Raw genomic sequence first — 19,746 nt, 5'->3', positions numbered from 1 at the left:
ACGTCGTGGAACTGAACCTGAAGGGCAAGCGCGCCCTGGTCACGGGCTCGAGCTCGGGTCTGGGAGAGGCGATCGCACGGCTGCTGGCCGCGGAAGGAGCGGAGGTCGTCGTGCACGGTCGCGACGAGGCCCGCACCCGGTCGGTCGCGGACGGCCTCGGCGCCGCAGCGGCGATCGGCGACCTCGCGACCGACGCCGGTGCCGACGCGGTCGCCGCGGCCGCCGGCGAGATCGACGTGCTGGTGAACAACGCCGGGGGCTACGCCCACACCGGCTGGCAGGACACGACCCCGGACGCGTGGCGGGAGATCTACGAGACCAACGTGGTCTCCGCGGTGCGCATGATCCAGCGCCTCGTCCCCGGCATGCGCACCCGCGGCTGGGGCAGGGTGATCCAGATCGGCGGCGGCCTCGGCTCCCAGCCGATCGCGCTGCAGCCCCACTACAGCGCCACCCTGGCCGCCCGGCACAGTCTCGCCGTCTCCCTGGCCCGTGAGCTCAGGGAGACCGGCGTGACCTCCAACGTCGTGTCACCGGGCGCGATCATGGTCGACTCGGTCCGCGAGTGGCTGACGAGCCAGGCGCCGGTGCACGGCTGGGGTGAGGCGTGGGAGGACATCGAACGCAATGCCGCCAAGGACTTCGTGCCCAACGACATCGGCCGGTTCGGTCGCGCGGAGGAGATCGCCGGCGCCGTGGCCTACCTCGCGAGCCCGTACGCGGACTACGTCAGCGGCGCGACGATCCGGGTCGATGGCGGCACGGTCAAGTCCGTGGTCTGAGCCGGACTACCTCGCCGTCGCCGGACACCAGCAAGGCGCCGTCCGGTGCGACGGCGAGCCCCGCGAAACCACGGGGACACCCCGGCATCCCGTGCACGTGCAGCGCGCGTGGAACCGTCTCCAATGGACTGAGGGCGAGGTCCTCGGCCTCGGTCCGGATCTCCCCGGTCGTCAGGTCGACCGCCAGCACCCTCCGGCGGCCCACCTCGACGACGAACAGCTCGCCGTCCCGGACGGCCAGACCCTGCGGTGCGGCAAGGCCTTCCGCGATCGGTACCGGCCGGCCGTCGTCGATGCGGTGGACGCCGTGCTCGTCGCTGACGTAACAACGCTGTCCGTCGAACGCGACGTCGACCGGTTCGTGCAGCCCTTCCGCCAGCACCGTGATCGTGTCGTCGGCGTCGATCGCGATGACCCGTCCCGCTCCCGTCTCCGCGACCACGAGCACGCCGTCGTCGCGCACCGCGATGCCGAGCGGGCAGCTCAGGCCCTTGGCGCGCACCTTCCCGTCCGTGCGCACCTCGCCGTACTGCGAGGTGGTGTGCAGCCGTTCCTGATCGGCGGCGACGCCGTGCGTGAAGCTCACCTTTCGGTCACCGGCCACGCGGTAGTGATCGGCCACGTGAACGCCGGTGACGCCGTAGGGCCCGACCAGGCCCTGCGGCACGATCTGACGGATCCGCCCGTCCGGGAAGAGCTCCGCGATGCCGCCGCTGGCGAAGCTGGAGACGTACACGCGGTTGTCGTCGTCGACGGCGGCGTTGTCCAGCCCGAACACCCCTGTGGTGAGGAGTTGTCGTTGCCCGGTGGGGGAGATCCGGGTGATCTCGCCGTCGGCGCCGGTGGTCAGGATCAGCAACGCGCCTTCGCGGTCGAACCGCACCGCGACCGGTGACCGGACCTCGGCGACGAGCTCGGGTGTGCCGCCGTCCGGTGAGATGCGGTGGACCTCGCCGGTGAGCATGTGCGGGTAGTACAGGAGGCCGTCGGGGCCGAGCTGCATCGCGTTGCCGAGCGGCAGGCCGTCGGTGAGCACGACGGGTTCGCCGCCGTCCGGGAACAGTTCGAGCAACCGGCCGCCGGGGCGCATCTCGTTGACGAACAGCCGGTTTCCGACGCAGGTGATGCCGTTCGGTGCCTTCACCTCGTCGGAGACCAGCGTGAGCTCACCGAGCGGGTCGCGGCGCCACACCCGGCCGGGCGCGAGGTCGGCGATGTACATCGAGCCGTCCGCGCCGAACGCCAGGTCGTCCGGCGACTGGACGACGCTGCCGACCGGCACGATCACCTCGATCTCGCCGGTGGTGAGGTCGAGGGCGCTGATGCGGCCGCTGAGGTACTCGGCGACGTGCAGGCGGCCGTCCGGGCCGAACGCGATGCCGTTGGTACCGCGGAAAGGGCTCATCCGTTCATCACCATGACGTCGTCCATGCCGTTGGCCCGCCAGTCCTTGAGCAGGGCGTGGAACGCGCTGGCGCCGTGGGCGAAACCGTGGCGGGGCCGGGGCTTTCCCTCGTTGTTGTAGTAACCGGGCGTGCATTCGAGGTGGAACCTGTAGAGCTCCTCGGCGTTCTGGCCGAGGGCGGACACCCAGGCCTCCACGGCCTGCGCGCTCGGTTCGACCCACCGCGCGCCCCGCTTGCCGGCCTCCGCGACCACGGCCGCGATGTGGCTCGCCTGCTCGTCCAGGACGTGCGTGAAGTTCACCGAGGCGGCGTTCTGCAGCGCGCCCATGGTGAACAGGTTGGGGAAGCCGTCGCTGTAGAACCCGTGCAGCGTCCGCGGCCCGTTGCCCCAGTGCCGCAACAGGTGCGTGCCGTCCCGTCCGTACACCGGCAGCCGCCCGGTCACCAGGTCGGACATGCCTACCTGGAACCCGGTGGCGAAGATGATGCAGTCCACCTCGTACTCGCGGTCGCCGACCACGATCGCGTTCTCCGTGACGCGTTCGACGCCGCCGTGGTCCGCCGTGTCGACCAGGGTGACGTTGGGGCGGTTGAAGGTCTGCAGGTACTCGTCGCTGAACGTCGGCCGCTTGCACGCGTAGCGGTACCAGGGCTTGAGCAGCTCGGCCGTGTCCGCGTCCCGCACGATGTCCTCGACGCGCGCCCGGACCTCGTTCATCTTCCGGAAGTCGAGGAGCTCCTCGACGCGCTCGCGTTCCTCCGGCGTCAGCTCCTCGTGCGCCTGGCCCTGGGTCATCTTCCGCAGCAGCTGGGCGCTGGACGTCCACGCGTCCGCGACGTGGTCCTCATCGACCTGGCCGCCGCTGATGATGTCGAGGAAGTTCTCCATCCGCTCCCGTTGCCAGCCCGGTGCCAGGGACGCGGCCCAGCCGGGTTCGGTCGGCCGGTTGCCCCGGTGGTCCACAGTGGACGGCGTGCGCTGGAAGACGTAGAGCTGCCCGGCGTCGCTGCCGAGGTGGGGCACGACCTGGATCGCCGTGGCACCCGTGCCGATCAGGGCGACGCGCTTGCCGGCCAGCTCGCTGAGGTTCCCGTTCGCGTCACCGCCGGTGTAGGCGTAGTCCCAGCGGCTGGTGTGGAAGGTGTGGCCGGTGAAGGTCTCGATGCCGGGGATGCCGGGCAGCTTGGGCCGGTCCAGGGTTCCGTTGGACATCACCACGTACCGCGCCCGCATCCGGTCGCCGCGGTCTGTGGACACGATCCACTCGGCCGCGTCCTCGTCCCACCGCAGCTCGGTGACCGCGGTCTGGAAGCAGGCGTCGCGGTAGAGGTCGAAGTGCTCGCCGATGGCCCGTGCGTGCTGCCGGATCTCCTCGCCGGGCGAGTACTTCCACTCGGGGACGTACCCGAGCTCGTCGAGCAGCGGCAGGTAGATGTAGGACTCGATGTCGCAGTGGATTCCCGGGTAGCGGTTCCAGTACCAGGTACCGCCGAAGTCGCCGCCCTTCTCGATCACCCGGATGGAGCCGGCGCCGGCCTGCCGGAGCCGGGCCCCGGCGAGCAGACCGCCGAGCCCTCCGCCGATGACGACCACCTCCACGGTGTCGGTCAGCGGGTCGCGGGTGAGGTGCTGGTCGGCGTGCGGGTCCTCGGCGTAGTAGCCGAACTCGCCGGAGGCGTCGAGGTACTGCGTGGCGCCGTCGGGGCGGAGGCGGCGTTCGCGCTCGGCCCGGTACCTGGCCCGCAGTTCCTGCGGGTCGAAGCCGGGGTCTTCCGCGGGCGCGTCGAAAACGGGCAGCACGAAGAGAAGCCTTTCGCTGATGAGGGTGTTCGTCAGACCGCGGACCAGCCGTTGTCGACCGGGAGGACGACGCCGGTGATGTTCGACGCGGCGGCGGAGGCGAGGAAGACGATCGCGGCGGCCTGTTCCTCGGCCTCCGCGATGCGGCCGATGTTGGGCAGGTACCGGCCGACGACCTTCGGGCCGTGGCCGGCGGGGTCGGGGGAGGTGGAGATGCCCGTCGCCGTGCCGCCGGGAGCGATGGCGTTGGCGCGGACACCTGACTCGCGGTACATGACCGCGACCGAGCGCATCAGTCCGACGAGGCCGGTTTTCGCTGCCGTGTACGCGACTCCGGCGGCGCTGCCGCGCAGGGCGGCCTCCGACGCGGTGTACACGACGGCACCCTTGCCCTTGGCGAGCAGGTGCGGCAAAGCGGCACGGGTGAGACGCAACGGCGAGGTCAGGTTGACCGCGAGGAGGCGGTCCCACTCCGCGTCGGAGACGTCGGCCGCCGCCGTCATCGAGTCCATGATCCCGGCGTTGCACACCAGCACGTCCAGGCCGCCGAACGTGGTCACCGCCGTCGTGACCACCTCGTCCACCACGGCGGGGTCGGTCAGGTCGCCCGCGACGGCCACCGCGGTGCCACCGGCCGCCGAGATCTCCTCGGCGACCGCCTCGGCGGCGTCGCCGTTGACGTCGGCCACCACCACTTTCGCGCCCAGCAGGGCGAACTGACGTGCCGCCGCCCGTCCGATGCCCGATCCCGCGCCGGTCACGACGACGCTGCTGCCATCCAGGTCACTGCTCGTGGTCATGTCATCACCGTACCGACTTATTGGCACAGTGCGCCACTATGTCATTCACGGACAAAAAGTAGGATGTGGAGAACACGGACGGAGGTGGCATGCCCAGCCATCAGCAGACCCGGTCGGCGGAGCGGACCGGACGACCACCGCTGACCGAGCGGCGCAAGGCGGAGACCAGGCTGGAGGTCGCGCGCGCGGCCGTCCGCCTCTTCCTGGCGAAGGGGGTCGCCGACACGTCCGTCGAGGAGATCGCGGCGGCGGCGGGCATCTCCGCGCGCACGCTGTGGCGCTACTTCCCGAGCAAGGAGAGCTGCGTCATGCCGTTGCTGGTCATCGGCATCGAGAGCACGGCGGCGCGGCTGCGGTCGTGGGGCGGCGACCAGGGGGTGTCCGAGCTGCTCAGCACGCTCGGGATCGGCCACGCCGAGACGAGGGAGGCCGCGACCGAGATGCTGAACCTGGTCCGGCTGACGCAGACCGAACCGGGCCTGCGCGCGGTCTGGCTGGAGGCGCACCGGGAGGCGGAACCGGCCTTCGCCGAGGCGCTCGCCGGCCGCGCGGGACTGGCCGAACCCGACCTGGTCACCGCGATCCAGGCGGCGATGATCAACGGGGCGTTGCGGGTGGCCGTGGAGCACCACGCGTTCAACGCGGAGACGCCGGAGTCCCTGGCAGCGGCGACCGCCGAGGCGTTGACGATCGCCGCCCGAGGACTGCCGGCCTAGGACTCAGGGGTTCCAGTCCACGACGAGCTGGGCCTTCTCGAAGCGCCGCGCGGCCAGGTCGTCGCGGTGGGCCGCCCGTCCTGGAGATCCTCGGTGCGGAACTGGTCCTGGATCGTCATCCCTGACGGCTTCCTCCGGTGGTGAGGGTGCGGGCGAGCCACGAGGTCGTGGTCTCGACGAGTTCGTCGTCCACCGGCCGCCGCAGCTGCCGGGGGTAGGACAGGATCGACGGACGGCCGGGGTCGAGGCGCAGGAGATGGGTCAGGCCGGGGACCTGCCGCACCTCGGCCGGGCCTGGGACGAGATCGCGGATCCGCCGCAGGTCCTCTGGATCGACCTGGACGTCCTTCTCGCCGGTCACGGCCAGCACAGGCACGCGGATGCGCGCGAGGTCGTCCCTGGTGTCGTGACCCAGCATCTCCCGCGTCCACCGGGCGTTCACGGGCTTTCCGGCGACGCGGACGACGTCGGGGCCGCTCGCCTTGAGGCGGATCACCCGCCGGATGGCCAACCGGACCAGGGGGCGCAGCGGTGCGGGAAGGCCACGCGCCACGGCTTCGGCCTGCCAGCGCAGGGCGTCCTCACCCGTGCGGGCGAACCCCGCCAGCAGCACCACGGCGGCGACACCGGGACGCGAGCCGAGCGACATGGCGTGCAGCGCGCCTTCGCTGTGGCCAAGGACGCCGATGCCGGGCCTGATGTCCGGCCGTGCCGCGAGGGCGTCGAGTGCCGCGACGGCGTCGTCCCGGTTGTCGGCGAACCCGGTCGACAGCCAGTCGCCGGGGGAGGCCCCGACACCGCGCCGGTCGTAGCGCAGGGTCGCGATGCCCCGCCGCGCCAGCGCCTCCGCGAGCACCGGGCCGAGGTTCTGCTTCGTCCGCGCGGCGTTGCCGTCGCGGTCGAGCCGCCCGGCAGCGTGCAGCAGCAGGACGGCCGGGTGCGGTCCGTCGTCGTCCGGTGTGGACAGGGTGCCCGCCAGCGGCGTGCCGTCTGGCGTGGTGATCGTCAGGTCCGTGTTCCGCAAAGTCCCAGCTCCGCATGCTTATCGGCGGCACGAATATTCTCGACTCTGATAACATTACCGCATGTGAGAAGATGACTCCATGGCGACCGCGGACCTTCTCCTGCATCCCGTGCGGATGCGGATCATGCAGGCGTTGTTCGAGACCGACCCGCTCACGACGGGCCAGTTGAGGGAACTCCTGCCCGACATCGCGCCCGCGACCATGTACCGGCACATCGCCGTGCTGGCGGAGGGCGGCGTGCTCGAAGTGGCTGACGAACGCCGTGTGCGCGGCACCGTCGAGCGCAGCTACCGCGTGCGCAAGGAGGCGGCCTCCGTCGACCCGGAAGCGCGCGCCTCGATGACGCAGGAGGACCACCGGCGGTCGTACTCGACGTTCGCCGCCTCGCTCATGGGGGACTTCGACCGCTACCTCGCCCGCGACGGCGCCGACCCGCACGCGGACGGCGTGGTCTACCAGCAGGCCGCCGTGTGGCTGACCGACGAGGAGTTCGCCGTGATGCTCGACGAGATCAGGAATGCGGTCATGTCGCGCACGGGCGGCCCGCGCGACGGCGGCCGCAGGCGCCGGGTCGTCAGCCTCGTCGTGGTGCCGGACGAGCCGGCGGGTTCCTGACCGGTCTGGCTTCCGCCTCTGGTCTCGACATCGATCTCACTACTGATAATGTTCTCGGAAGTGAGATCGTTCGAACCTGAGGAGCTTCGAGATGGGCAGCAACGTGCGAACCGGCAGGGGGAGTGGCCTCGCCACGTTCTTCACGGTCACCTTCATCACGACCTGGGGATGCTGGCTCGTCGCCATCGCGCTCGGCCGGCCGCCGACGACCTTTCCCACGGTGATCCCGTTCCTGCTCGGTGGCTTCGGCCCGGTCTTCGGCGCGATCGCGGTCAGGGTGCGCCGCCGGCCTGTCCCCGCACACGCCGTTCCGTTCCGCCTGAACGCCCGGCTGCTGTGGGCGTTACCCCTGCTGGTGCTGGCGGCCGGGACGGTGGCGGGAGGCGCGCTGCTCGCACAGGTGCTCGGCGGCCCTGCGCTCGACCTGGACGCGGGCCTGGCCCTGATGGCGACCGCCGGCGGCGCCGTGCCGTTCTTCGTGAGCATGCTCGTCGGCGGCCCGCTCGCCGAGGAGCCGGGCTGGCGCGGCACGGCCTACCCGCGCCTGCTCGCGGTCATGGGACGGTTCCGCGCCGGGATGGTCCTCGGGCTGGTGTGGGCGATCTGGCACCTGCCGCTGTTCTTCATGACGGGGACCGTGCAGGCGGGCTTCGGGCTCGTGAGCTGGAGCGGGTTGCTGTTCACGCTCATGGTGTTCCCGATGGCGCTGCTGACCGGCTTCGCCTACGAGCTCGGTGGGGTGCCGGCGGCGATCGCCGTGCACTTCGGGGTCAACGCGACCGCGGCCGTGTTGAACGCCTATTCGCCGATGACCTCGGTGGTGGTCATCGCGGTGCAGGTGCTCGTGGCGGTGGTGGTGATCGGGTTGCGGCGGAAGCCTGCGGTGCCCGTGGTGGACGGGGTGGTGGCTCGGCCGGTTCCGGCGGCGGGGCTCTGAACGCCTGGTGGGCTGGATGGTGGCGGACGGTGTGGGCAGGCCGGTTCCGGTGGCAGGGCTTCCCATCACAAGGAGCCCCGCCGCCCGCTCTTGGTGTGACTCCGGCCCGCGTCACCAGGCGTCGCGCTGAATAGGCGCCGCCCGCTCCTCCTGCGGCTCCTCAGCCACCCGGCGCCGAACACCAGACGCCCTGGCCGGCTGAGGCGCCACAGCGACCTGTGCAGGCGCCGCGGTCAGCCCTCGTACGCGCCGTCGAACTGGCTCGTCGCGGCGATCTGCGCCCGCGCCACCCGCAGTTCCTCCGCCAACGGCCTCAGCCCCCGACCGAGTCAGAGGCCGGCCAGCGGAACCGGCCTTCCGAGGTGGTAGCCCTGCGCCAGGTCGCACCCGAGACCCCGCAGGATCTCCAGCTGTTCCGGTTGCTCGACGCCCTCGGCGACCACGGTCAGGTCGACCGCGTGGGCCATCGCGATGATGCTCGTGACGATCGCCGTCGCCTCGTCGGAACGGCCGAGCCCCGCCGTGAAGGAACGGTCGATCTTGAGCGTGTCCAGCGGGAGCGTGAGCAGCTGGGCGAGCGAGGAGTGGCCGGTGCCGAAGTCGTCGATCGCCAGCCGCACACCGAGGTCGCGCAACGCGGACAGCGTGCGCCCGGCGAGGGCGGGGTCGCGCATGAGAGCGCTTTCGGTGATCTCCAGGCACAGCGAGCCGGGGGCCAGCCCCGCCTTGTGGGTCGCGTTGCGGATCGCGGACACGAGCCACGGGTCGTCGAGCTCGCGGGCCGACAGGTTCACCGTCAGCTGGAGCTCCGGCGCCTGCTCGGCGATCTCGCGGGCCGCGGTGTGCAGCATGTGCGCGCCGACGATGTTGATCAGGTCGCTCTCCTCGGCGAGCGTGATGAACTCGCCGGGGAAGATCAGGCCGTACCGCGGGTGCGTCCAGCGCAGCAGGCCCTCGACGGCGACCCGCCGGTCCGTGCGGAGGTCGACGATCGGCTGGTAGGCGAGCCACAGCTCGTCGTTGAGCGGAGCCATCCGCAGGTCCTGCTCGAGCTGCAGGCGGCGCTGGATGCGGTCGCGCAGCTCGACGTCGAAGAACGCGATGCGCCCGCGGCCCCTGGTCTTGGCCTGGTACATCGCGAGGTCGGCGTCGCGCAGCAGGTCGGCGCCGCCGCGGGGGTCGCCCGGCTCGGCGAGCACGATGCCCACGCTCGCGTCGACGTGCAGCTGCCGGCCGTCCACCGTGATCGGCCGGTTCATCTCGGTGCGGATGTGGTCGGCGAGCGCGGTCGCCTCGTCGTGGCCGGTCACGCCGTACGCGATGACGGTGAACTCGTCACCGCCGAGCCTGCCCACGACGTCGCCGCGGCGGGCGCTCAGGCTCAGCCGCGAGCCGACGACCCGCAGCACCTCGTCGCCCGCGCTGTGGCCGAGGGAGTCGTTGATGACCTTGAACTTGTCCAGGTCGATGAACAGCACCGCGGTGAGCCCGGAGCGGTGGGCGCGGGCGAGCGGGCTGAGCCGGTTGATCGTCACGGTGCGGTTGCTCAGGCCGGTCAGCGCGTCGTGCGTGGCCTCGTGCTCCAGCCGGGTGTCGATCATGCGGCGCTCGGTGATGTCGGTGAACGACAACACCGTGGCCGTCGGCAGCGTGCCGTCCTGGCTGAGTGCGCGGGCACTGAGCGACAGCCAGACGTGGCTGCCGTCCGGCCGGGGCGCGCGGACGATCCGCCCGTGCTGCGGTCTGCCGGTCGTCCGCGTGATGGCCGACGGGTAGAGCTCGAGCGGGATGAGCCGGCCCGCCTCGTCGTGCAGTCCGACCGACGACGCGAGCTCACCGGTCGCCTCCAGCGCGCTCACGCCGAGGATCCGTTCGGCCGCCGGGTTGACGGACTCGACGAGGCCCGTGGCGCCGACGACGAGCACGCCCTCCTCGATGGCGTCGACCACGGCGGTGAAGCGGTGCTCCGCCCGTCTGCGCGCGGTCTCGTCCGCGCACATCAGCACGTACCCGTCGTCCATCCTGGCGACCGACACCCGCACCGCGAGCGCCTCACCGCTGGCCTTGCGGTGCTCCGCCTGCACCACCCCGCCCGCGGCCAGGACCGCCGCCGGGTCGAGCGCCGCGCCGACCACCTGGTCGAGGGGCTGCCCGAGCACGTCGGCGGTGCGCCGGCCGTAGACCTGCTCCGCGCTGGGGTTCCAGCTCGTGACGACGCCGTCGGACGTGGTCGCGATGAGCGCGTCGCTCACGTGCGCGACGAGTGCGGCCTGGTAGCTCAGCGCCGCCGCGGCCGCCTTCTGCTCGCTGACGTCCCGCATGATCACCTGGAACGCCGGCCTGCCCTCCCAGGTCGTGCGCACCGACACCGACTCGATGTCGGTCGTGCCCCCGTCGAACCGGACCAGCACGGCGTCCGCCGGCTCGCTCGTGGCGCCCGGTTCGGTCAGCATCGCGATCCGGCGCAGCATCTCCTGCTGCGAGGCCGGGTGGACGAAGTCGGTGATCGCCCTGCCGAGGATCTCCGAGTCCGAGCGCGCTCTCACGAACCGGATCGCGGCCGGGTTCGCGTACACGATCCGGCCGGACTCGTGCACGACGATCGCGTCGGGGGAGAGGTCCACCAGGAGCCGGTAGCGGTCGGCGAGGTCCGCGAGCTGCTGTTGCTGGGTGTGCCGCCGGGTCACGTCGGCGACGACGCCGACCAGGGCCGGTGCGGAGCCGCGGGTCGACACGCGGGCGCGGAACTGGAGCCGGCGCGTGCCCGCAGGGGTCTCCAGCGGCTGTTCCAGCTCGAAGTCCTGCCAGGCCGGCGCCGACCTCGCGGCCACGGTCAGCGGCGCCACCAGGTCGGCGAGCCGGGCGCGCACGGCGTCGGGGTCCTCGCCGGGCATCCCGATCACCACGTCGAGGCCCGGCATCCAGCCGAGCCGGTCCTCGGCGAGGTCGAGCCACCACACGACCGCCGCGCCGATCGAGAGGGCGAGCCCGGCCACCAGCTCGTGGTCGAACTCGGCGTCACCGATCAGGCTCACGTCGTGGCTCCCAGGTCCAGCACTCCCTCGGATTCGCGGTGGCGTGGCCATCGTGAAGTCCTACCGCACAGTCGACCAGAGGCGCATCCGTCTGGCGTAAACATGGTGTGCCGTTATATCGGTAGCCGGCCACTCCCGTCGACCAGGGGGTCGAGTTGATTGTCCATTGTGGACCAATAGATTGCTCTCCGCCAGGTTGCCCGCGGCAGTTACCCTGGTAGGAGGTGTCGGCCCTCGGTGGTGGAGCTGGATATGGTCGCGCGAGGTGTGAGCATCTGCGGAATCGGCGTGGTCAGCGCCTACGGGTGGAACCGCCGGTCTCTGTGGGACGGTCTGGTGAGCGGGAAGCCCGCTGCCGTCGTGGTGCCCGAACTGGGCAGCAACCCCGGCGACACCGTCTGGGCGGCGCGAGTCGGCGACGGCGGTGATCCGCTCGACGGGCCGAGCCGGTTCGCCCAGGCCATGCGGGCCGCGGCCAGAGAGGCCATCGAGGACGCGGGCACCCGCGGCTGGCAGCCCGGCCGCCGGGTCGGTCTGCTGCACGCGGTGGTGCTCGGCGAGGTCGACCTGTGGCGCGACTTCTACGTCACGCGCGGGGGCTCGTTGCCGGTGCACGACTACCTGGCACTGATGCCGTCCACGCCGATGTCGATGTTGATGCAGGAATACGGTTTCCACGGGCCCGCCATGAACGTCTCGGCGATGTGCGCGTCGGGCAACGCGGGCCTGATCACCGCGAAGGCGTGGCTGGACGCGGGGATCGTCGACGACGTCGTGTTCGTCGCGACGGACCTGTCCCTCACTCCGGAGAACGTCGCCCACTTCGTCCGGCTGGGAGTAGCGATCGTGGACGCCGAGCCGCTCGACGCCTGCCGGCCGTTCCAGCGGGGCAGCAGGGGTTTCGTGATGGGCGAGGCGTCGGTGGCGTTCGTCCTGTCGCGACGGGCGAGCAGGCCGTACGCCATGACGCTCGGCGGCGCGATGTCGCACGACGCGTACCACGTGACGTCGATCGATCCTCAGCTCGACCAGATCACCGCGTGCTTCACCGACGCGCTGGACAACGCCGGGGTGAGCGCCGCCGACGTGCGCTACCTCAACGCGCACGGCCCCGGCACCGCGCAGTGCGACACGGCCGAGGCGGCGGTGCTGGAGCAGCTGTTCCGGCCGGGCACCGAGGTCTACTCCGTGAAGCCGCTGACCGGCCACTGCCAGGGCGCGGCGTCGGCGATCGAGGCGGCGGTGACGGCGATGGCGTACGACAGCGGCGTGATCCCCGCGCCGCCGGTGGTCGCGCCGGGACACCCCGCCCTGCTGGACGGGGTCACGCCGATCGCCGACGGCCTCACGGTCAAGTCGTCGCTCGGCATGGGCGGCCACAACTCGGCGATCGTGCTGGCACCGCCCGGCTGACCGGTGTCCGGAATCGGCCAGATCTGTTCCGACAACGTTGACAGCATGTGACGTCTGCGGAAAGTTCCGATCTATGCGTTACAGGAGACTGGTCGCTGCGGCGGCCGCGTTGATGCTCGCGGCTCCGCTGGTCGCCTCGGCGCAACCAGCACCGGCACTGGTCTCCGATCCCACCGCCTACGTGGATCCCTTTATCGGTACGGGATTGGCCAACGCCGCCGTAGGGGAGATCAACAACTTTCCCGGTCCGGCCGCGCCGTTCGGCATGATGCAGTTCTCGCCGGACACGCTGGGCTCCTACGCCGGCTACCAGTACCACAACGAAAAGATCCGAGGTTTCAGCCTCACACACGCCAGTGCCGGCTGCAGCGTGTTCGGTGACGTGCCGATCCTGCCCGTCACCGGAGACCTCGGCGCGGCGCCGTGGGACCGGGTCGAGCGCTACCAGCACAGCAGCGAGCAGGGCGAGCCCGGCTACTACGCGGTGACGCTGGAGGACTCGAAGGTCAGGGCCGAGCTCACGGCCACCACCCGCACCGGGCTGGCCACGTTCACGCTTCCCGCCGACGGCCACGTGCTGGTCAAGGGCGGGGCGAGCTTCTCGGGCAACTCGGCGGCCGAGGTGAGGATCGAGAACGACACGACGGTCACCGGCTCCGCCAGCACCGGCGGCTTCTGCGGCAAGGCCAACAAGTACACCGTCTACTACGCCATCACGTTCGACCGGCCGTTCACCGCCAACGGCACGTGGGACGGGGGCACGATCAGCCCCGGCAGTGGTGAGGTCAAAGCTCCGAGGGCGGGCGCGTACCTGAGCTTCCCGGCGGGCCAGGTGAAGGCCAAAGTGGCGCTGTCGTTCGTCGGTGTGGACGGCGCGAAGCGGAACATGGCCCAGGAGGTCTCGGACTGGGACGCGGGCAAGGTCCGCGCGGACACCAGGGCCAAGTGGCGCACCGAGCTGAGCAAGATCCGCGTGGCGGGCAACGACACCGGTGAGCTGAAGACCTTCTACACCGCGCTCTACCACTCGTTGATGCACCCCAACACGTTCAACGACGTGGACGGCCGCTACATCGGCTTCGACGACCAGATCCACACCCTGCCCGCCGGACGCACCCAGTACGCGAACTTCTCCGACTGGGACACCTACCGCAGCCTGGCCCCGCTGCACGCGATGCTGTGGCCGCGCGAGGCCGGCGACATGGCGCAGTCGCTCGTGAACGACGCGGTGCAGGGCGGCTGGTGGCCGCGCTGGCCGCTCGCCAACGACTACACCGCGCAGATGACCGGGGACAGCTCGGTCCCGCTGATCGCGAACCTGTACGCGTACGGCGCGCGCGACTTCGACCTCAAGACCGCGCTCCAGTACCTCGTCAAGGGCGCGACCAGCGTGGACGCCACGCCCGGCGCGTACCAGGAACGGCCGGGCATCACCGAGTACGTGAAGCGCGGTTACCTGCCCAACACCGACGTGGCCCGCGGCGACCACGCCCGCGTCGGCGCCTCGATCACGCTGGAGTGGTCGGTCGACGACTTCGCGATCGCCCAGCTCGCGAAGGCCGCCGGCGACCGCAAGACGGCGGCGGAGTTCATCCAGCGCGGCCAGAACTGGCAGAACCTGTTCAACCCCGCCACCTCCCACGTCCAGCCGCGCGACGGCAGCGGGCGGTTCCCGGACGGTCCGGCGTTCAACCCCGGCGCCGGGTTCGGACAGGACGGGTTCGACGAGGGCAACGCGGTGCAGTACACGTGGATGGTGCCGCACAACCCGGCGGGCCTGATCACCGCGATGGGTGGCGAGGACGCCGCGGCGGCGCGGCTCGACACGTTCACCACCAAGCTCAACGCCGGCCCGCAGGAGCCGTACATGTGGGCGGGCAACGAACCCGCGTTCGGCATTCCGTGGCTGTACAACCACACCGGACGGCCGTGGCGCACCCAGCAGGTCGTCCGGCAGATCATGACGACCCTGTTCAGCCCCACCCCGGACGGCGAACCCGGCAACGACGACCTCGGCGCCCAGTCCTCCTGGTACGTCTGGGCGGCGCTGGGGCTCTACCCCGCGACGCCCGGCACGTCCGACCTGGCCGTGCACAGCCCGTTGTTCCCGCGGATCGTGCTCGACCTGCCCGGCCGCGACCTGACCATCAACGCGCCCAAGGCCTCTGCCGGCGCGATGTACGTGCATGACCTGAACCTGAACGGCCGCGACCACGAGCGCACCGGCCTGCCCCGCGACCTCATCGGCACCGGCGGCAAGCTCGACTTCGACCTGCGCACCACCCCGGACCTCCGGTGGGCGACGGACGCCGACGAGGCGCCACCGTCCTATCGCGACGGTGAGCACGACTTCCTGGCCAGCGCCAACAGCATGATCACGGTACGGCCCGGCGGCACCGCGGACCTCACGGTGTCTGCGCGCAGGCTCGCGGGCAAGGACCGGATGTTGACCGTCACGAGTGCGCCACCCGCCGGCATCACCGTCACCGGCCCGCAACGGTTCCGGCTGGACGACGGCCAGGTGAAGCTCCAGGTGGGCGCGACCGCACCCGAGGGCTACTACGACATCCCGGTGACCATCACGGGCGACCACCGCACCGTCAGCACCACGGTGACCGTGCTGGTGGCGCCGGAAGGAAGCCTGGCCACCCGGTACAACAACACCGGGGTCGCCGACGACAACGACAAGTCGCAGGCGAACCTCGACGGAGCCGGCAACAGCTACTCCCGCCAGGCACTCGCCGAGGCGGGCCTGACCGGCGGCCAGCGGGTCGAGGTGGCGGGCACCGCCTTCACCTGGCCCGCCGCCCCGCCCGGCCGTCCGGACAACATCGCCACCGAGGGCCAGACCGTCGCCGTGGCGGGACAGCCCCGACGCCTGGTGTTCGTCGGCGCGGCCAGCAACGGCGACCACCGCGGCACCGCGACCGTCACCTTCACCGACGGCAGCACCGCGCAGACCGACCTGTCGTTCGGCGACTGGGTGCTGCCAGGTGGGAGCGCGACCACCCCGGTCTTCGGCAACACCGTGGTCGCGCATCCCCGCTACCGCAACGTGAACAGGGGCGGCACCGGCCCGGCGTTCATTTTCGCCACCACGCCGTTCGACGCTCCCGAGGGCAAGACGATCGCCGGCGTGACGCTCCCGTCCGACAAGCAGATCCACCTGTTCGCGATCGGCACCGCCTGACGTCCACCTGCTGTCTTGGCGTCTGCAAGTACCACCAACTCAAGATCATCGGGCGTTTTCCTACTACCAACTGTCAGGTCCAGGTCTGGTTGCTCTGGACGTGGCTATGGCGGGTGGGGGCAGTCAGCGGCGGTTTGATCATGGGTTGGTGGTACTTGCAGACGCCGTGGTGGGGTCGCCCGGCGTCTCTGACCGCGACGATTCCTCTGAGCGCCGCAGGTCAAGGGAAAGTTTGGCCGATATGTGCCACCGCGACCATCTTGCCGCGCGCGGGACGGCGACATAGCTTGAGAGTCCGCTAGACCGAATTCCCTGATGGCACAACGGTTGCCGGGGCCCCGGAGGACTCAATGGTGAGCTCGCCAGCGCGTGGTCGCGCGCTCGTTCGGCCGTGGCCGGGAGCGACCGGATGACGGCCGCACTGCTGTCGGTCGAAGGACTGGTGAAGCGCTTTCCCGGCGTGACGGCGCTGCAGGGCGTGGACTTCGAGGTTCGCGCGGGTGAGGTGCACTGCCTGCTCGGCCAGAACGGTGCCGGCAAGTCGACGCTGATCAAGGTGCTGTCGGGCGCGCACCGGCCGGACGAGGGCGAGATCCGCTGGCGGGGCGAGGTCGTGTCGTTCAGCAACCCGACCGCCGCCATGCGCAGCGGGGTGGCGGCCATCTACCAGGAGCTCGACCTCGTGGCGGGCCTGTCCGTGGCCGAGAACGTGTTCCTCGGCCACGAACTGTCCACAATGGGCTTCAGCAAGCGCTCGCACCAGCGGCGCACGACCCGCGAGCTGCTCGACCGGCTGGGGCACAGGGACATCTCGCCCGACCGCGACGTCGGCCGGTTGTCGGTGGCGCACCAGCAGGTCGTCAGCATGGCGCGGGCGCTGTCGCTGGACGGGCAGCTGCTGATCATGGACGAGCCGTCGGCCGTGCTGGATCCCGACGAGGTGCGGGTCCTGTTCGGAGTCATCAGGGAGCTCACCGCCCAGGGCGTCGCCGTCGTCTACATCTCGCACCGCCTCGCGGAGATCAGGGAGATCGGTGATCGCGTCACCGTGCTCAAGGACGGCAGCACGGTCGCGACGGGACTGCCCGCACGCGAGGTGAAGACCTCGGAGCTCATCGGGTTGATGACCGGGCGCGTGCTGGACAACGTGTTCCCGCAACGCAAACCGGTCGACCCGGCCGCGCCGGAGATCCTGAAGGTGCGCGGGCTGGCCGACAAGAGCCGCTTCCGCGACGTCGACCTCACCGTCCACGCGGGCGAGGTCGTCGGGCTCGCGGGACTCGTCGGGTCGGGCCGTTCGGAGATCCTGGAGACCATCTACGGCGCGCGCAAGGCGGCCGAGGGCACCGTCGAGGTCGACGGGAAGCAGCTCCGCCGGGGGAGTGTCGGCGCCGCCGTGCGCGCAGGGATGGGGTTGTGCCCGGAGGAGCGCAAGAGCCAGGGGTTGTTGCTGGACCAGGCCGTCTACCGCAACATCACCGTCTCGTCGATGTCGGCGTTCGCCCGGTTCGGGTTCCTCGACGACCGGGCCGAACGCGTCCGCGCCACGAAACTCACCGAGGCGCTGGACGTCCGGCCCGCCGGGGTCGACCGCGTGGTGCGCGGGCTGTCCGGCGGCAACCAGCAGAAGGTCGTGCTCGCGCGGTGGCTGCTGCGGGAGTGCCGGGTGCTGCTGCTGGACGAACCCACCCGCGGCGTGGACGTGGGCGCGCGCAGCGAGATCTACGAGCTCATCCGCGCCCTGGCGGACCAGGGGGTCGCCGTGGTCGTGGTGTCGAGCGACGTGGAGGAGGTCCTGGGTCTGTCCGACCGGGTCCTGGTGGTGCGCGAGGGGCAGGTCGTCCACGACGGCCCCGCCGACGAGATCGACGAGTCCCGGGTCCTCGACCTGGTCATGGAAGGACACGCAGCATGAGCGAGGACACCGCCGCAGTGGCCGCGCCGCAACGAGCCCCGGCCGTGAGGCAGTCCAGCGTCTCGGCGCTGCTCGCCTCCCCTGCCGGGCGCAACACCGGTCTCGTGGTCGCCCTGGTCCTGTTGTGCCTGGGCGGCGTGATCACCGCGGGCGACCGGTTCGCCGACATCGACAACGTGCTCACCATCCTGCGGCTCGCGGCGGTGATCGGGGTCGTGAGCGTCGGCATGACGTTCGTGATCACCGGCGGCGGCATCGACCTGTCGGTCGGTGCGATCGTCGCGCTCTCCTCGGTGTGGGCGACCACCCTTGCCACCCAAGGGATCGCCAACGACACGCACTGGATCGTCATGGTGTTCACCGCGTTGCTCGTGGGCGGGGCGTGCGGGCTGGTCAACGGCGCGCTCATCGCCTACGGCAGGGTCGTGGCGTTCATCGCGACCCTGGCGAGCCTGGCCGCTGCCCGCGGGCTCGCCGAGATCATCTCCAACCGCAAGACGCAGATCGTGAACGTGCCCGGCTTCGCCGCGTTCTTCGACGCATCGGTTCTAGGGGTACCGGTGCTCGTGGTGATCTTCGCGGTGGTCGCGGTGGCCGGATGGGTGCTGCTCAACCGCACCACGTTCGGCCGGCGCACGTTCGCGGTCGGCGGCAACCCGGAGGCGGCGCGCCTGGCAGGCATCGACGTGCGGCGGCACACCGTGTGGCTCTACACGCTGCTCGGCCTGTGCTGCGGGCTGGCCGCCGTCATGCTCATCGCCCGCACCACGACCGGCAGCGCGACTCACGGCGGGCTGTACGAGCTCGACGCCATCGCCGCGGTCGTGATCGGCGGCACGCTGCTCTCCGGGGGCCGCGGCACGATCGCGGGCACCGTCTTCGGCGTCCTGATCTTCACCACGCTGTCGAACGTCTTCACCCTCAACAACCTCTCCATCTCCGCCCAGGCCGTCGCGAAGGGCGCGATCATCGTGGTCGCCGTCCTCCTCCAGCAGCGGCTGGCCAGACGCAGCGGCGCTTGACGCCGCACCCACGACCGCTGCCACCCGAGGAGACAAAGAACCCATGCACCTCAAGAGAATCACTCTTCTCGTCGCCGCCTCCGCACTCGCGCTGACCGCCTGCACGGGCAACACACCGGAGCCCCAGGGCGGCGGGAACCAGAACGGCGGTGTGAAGGTCGCCAACGACGAGCCCGGCAAGAAGGTCGTCATCGGCTTCTCCGCGCCGGCCGCCGACCACGGCTGGATGGCCGCCATCACCAACGCCGCCAAGGCGGAGGCCGGCAAGTACTCCGATGTGGAGCTGCGCGTGGTCGAGGGCACCAACGACGTCAACCTCCAGATCAGCCAGGTCGAGACGTTCATCAACGACAAGGTCGACGCGATCGTGCTGCTGCCGTTCGACGGCGCGGCGATGACCCCGGTGGCGTTGAAGGCCATGAAGGCCGGCATCACCGTGATCAACGTGGACCGCCGGTTCGACAGCCCGTTCGCCGCCAGGTCCACCGTCCTGGGCGACAACTACGGCATGGGCGTCTCCGCGGGCACGTACGTCTGCCAGCGGCTCAACGGCAAGGCGGGCGCCGTGGTCGCGGAGATCGCCGGCATCGACTCGCTGCCGCTGACCCAGGACCGCAGCAAGGGCTTCGCCGACGCGCTCGGGGGCTGCGGCCTCAAGGTGAGCAACCGCGTCGCGGCCGAGTTCACCGTGGAGAGCGGCGAGAGGGCCGCGGCGAACCTGCTGCAGGCCGCGCCGAAGCTCGACGCCATCTGGAACCACGACGACGACCAGGGCGTCGGCGTCACCGCGGCCATCAAGAACTCCGGCCGCAGCGAGTTCTTCATGGTCGGCGGCGCGGGTTCGGCGAACGTGATGCGCGAGATCAAGGCGGACAACGGCCCGCACAAGGCGACCGTGATCTACCCGTCCACCCAGGGCGCCGACGGCATCCGGCTGGCACGGCTCGCGGTGCAGGGCAAGAGCCTCGGCGACCTCGTCGAGGTGGAGGTCCCCCGTGAGGTCCAGCTGTACGCCCCGGTCGTGACGAAGGACAACGTCGACCGCTACCTGCCGACCGCCTTCGAGTCCTGAGAACCGAGAGGACCGCA

Annotated in this window: 14 protein-coding genes; 9 read left to right on the top strand and 5 right to left on the bottom strand. The window is 70.9% G+C overall.

The features are described 5' to 3' along the window. Nucleotides 1-5: 5 nt before the first annotated feature. Nucleotides 6-782: an SDR family NAD(P)-dependent oxidoreductase gene (locus ACSHWB_RS41085; protein ID WP_439658722.1), complete on the top strand. Its 777-nt coding sequence runs from the start codon at nt 6-8 to the stop codon at nt 780-782. On the opposite strand, the gene ACSHWB_RS41080 is transcribed toward ACSHWB_RS41085, so the two are convergent. Genes ACSHWB_RS41080 through ACSHWB_RS41070 form a run of 3 tightly spaced genes read right to left on the bottom strand, consistent with a single transcriptional unit; the run spans nt 766 to nt 4,789 of the window. Then, nucleotides 766-2,187 carry a hypothetical protein gene (locus ACSHWB_RS41080; RefSeq protein WP_439658721.1) on the bottom strand — a complete coding sequence of 474 codons (1,422 nt, stop codon included), beginning with the start codon at nt 2,185-2,187 and terminating at the stop codon, nt 766-768. The genes ACSHWB_RS41085 and ACSHWB_RS41080 overlap by 17 nt on opposite strands. Continuing rightward, the gene (locus tag ACSHWB_RS41075; RefSeq protein WP_439658720.1) at nt 2,184-3,989 is read right to left on the bottom strand and encodes a flavin-containing monooxygenase; all 1,806 of its coding nucleotides are present in this window, start codon (nt 3,987-3,989) and stop codon (nt 2,184-2,186) included. The genes ACSHWB_RS41080 and ACSHWB_RS41075 overlap by 4 nt, the downstream gene beginning before the upstream one ends. Before the next feature lie 32 nt (nt 3,990-4,021). After that, nucleotides 4,022-4,789 (bottom strand): SDR family NAD(P)-dependent oxidoreductase, encoded by a 768-nt coding sequence (locus tag ACSHWB_RS41070; protein ID WP_439658719.1) that lies wholly within the window; start codon nt 4,787-4,789, stop codon nt 4,022-4,024. A gap of 89 nt (nt 4,790-4,878) precedes the next feature. Here ACSHWB_RS41070 and ACSHWB_RS41065 point away from each other — a divergent pair, with 89 nt between their 5' ends. After that, entirely contained in the window at nt 4,879-5,505 is a 627-nt protein-coding gene (locus ACSHWB_RS41065; RefSeq protein ID WP_439658718.1) for a TetR/AcrR family transcriptional regulator, read from the top strand. Nucleotides 5,506-5,620: 115 nt separating this feature from the next. On the opposite strand, the gene ACSHWB_RS41060 is transcribed toward ACSHWB_RS41065, so the two are convergent. Further along, complete coding sequence (locus ACSHWB_RS41060) at nt 5,621-6,529, bottom strand: alpha/beta hydrolase (RefSeq protein WP_439658717.1); 909 nt, start codon at nt 6,527-6,529, stop codon at nt 5,621-5,623. Nucleotides 6,530-6,608: 79 nt separating this feature from the next. On the opposite strand from ACSHWB_RS41060, the gene ACSHWB_RS41055 reads away from it, so the two are divergent. Further along, nucleotides 6,609-7,145 carry a helix-turn-helix domain-containing protein gene (locus ACSHWB_RS41055; protein WP_439658716.1) on the top strand — a complete coding sequence of 179 codons (537 nt, stop codon included), beginning with the start codon at nt 6,609-6,611 and terminating at the stop codon, nt 7,143-7,145. A gap of 91 nt (nt 7,146-7,236) precedes the next feature. Beyond that, a complete protein-coding gene (locus tag ACSHWB_RS41050) occupies nt 7,237-8,082 on the top strand; it encodes a lysostaphin resistance A-like protein (RefSeq protein ID WP_439658715.1) in 846 nt (281 codons plus the stop codon). Between the two features lie 329 nt (nt 8,083-8,411). Here the strand turns inward: ACSHWB_RS41050 and ACSHWB_RS41045 are convergent, their stop codons facing one another. Further along, a complete protein-coding gene (locus ACSHWB_RS41045) occupies nt 8,412-11,168 on the bottom strand; it encodes a sensor domain-containing protein (protein WP_439658714.1) in 2,757 nt (918 codons plus the stop codon). Between the two features lie 201 nt (nt 11,169-11,369). Between ACSHWB_RS41045 and ACSHWB_RS41040 the strand changes: the two genes are divergently transcribed. From ACSHWB_RS41040 to ACSHWB_RS41020, 5 genes are all read left to right on the top strand, one after another. Then, nucleotides 11,370-12,530 carry a beta-ketoacyl synthase N-terminal-like domain-containing protein gene (locus ACSHWB_RS41040; RefSeq protein WP_439664759.1) on the top strand — a complete coding sequence of 387 codons (1,161 nt, stop codon included), beginning with the start codon at nt 11,370-11,372 and terminating at the stop codon, nt 12,528-12,530. 73 nt (nt 12,531-12,603) lie between these two features. After that, nucleotides 12,604-15,720 (top strand): GH92 family glycosyl hydrolase, encoded by a 3,117-nt coding sequence (locus ACSHWB_RS41035; RefSeq protein WP_439658713.1) that lies wholly within the window; start codon nt 12,604-12,606, stop codon nt 15,718-15,720. A gap of 409 nt (nt 15,721-16,129) precedes the next feature. Then, nucleotides 16,130-17,635 carry a sugar ABC transporter ATP-binding protein gene (locus tag ACSHWB_RS41030; RefSeq protein WP_439658712.1) on the top strand — a complete coding sequence of 502 codons (1,506 nt, stop codon included), beginning with the start codon at nt 16,130-16,132 and terminating at the stop codon, nt 17,633-17,635. Further along, on the top strand, nt 17,632-18,657 hold the full coding sequence (locus ACSHWB_RS41025) for an ABC transporter permease (protein WP_439658711.1): 1,026 nt from the start codon (nt 17,632-17,634) through the stop codon (nt 18,655-18,657). The genes ACSHWB_RS41030 and ACSHWB_RS41025 overlap by 4 nt, the downstream gene beginning before the upstream one ends. A gap of 43 nt (nt 18,658-18,700) precedes the next feature. After that, on the top strand, nt 18,701-19,729 hold the full coding sequence (locus ACSHWB_RS41020) for a substrate-binding domain-containing protein (RefSeq protein WP_439658710.1): 1,029 nt from the start codon (nt 18,701-18,703) through the stop codon (nt 19,727-19,729). Nucleotides 19,730-19,746: the final 17 nt, after the last annotated feature.

Source organism: Lentzea sp. HUAS TT2 (assembly GCF_051853195.1).
Taxonomy (GTDB): domain Bacteria; phylum Actinomycetota; class Actinomycetes; order Mycobacteriales; family Pseudonocardiaceae; genus Lentzea.
Note: the sequence above shows the minus strand (reverse complement) of the source record. Positions and strands in the feature narration are given on the sequence as shown.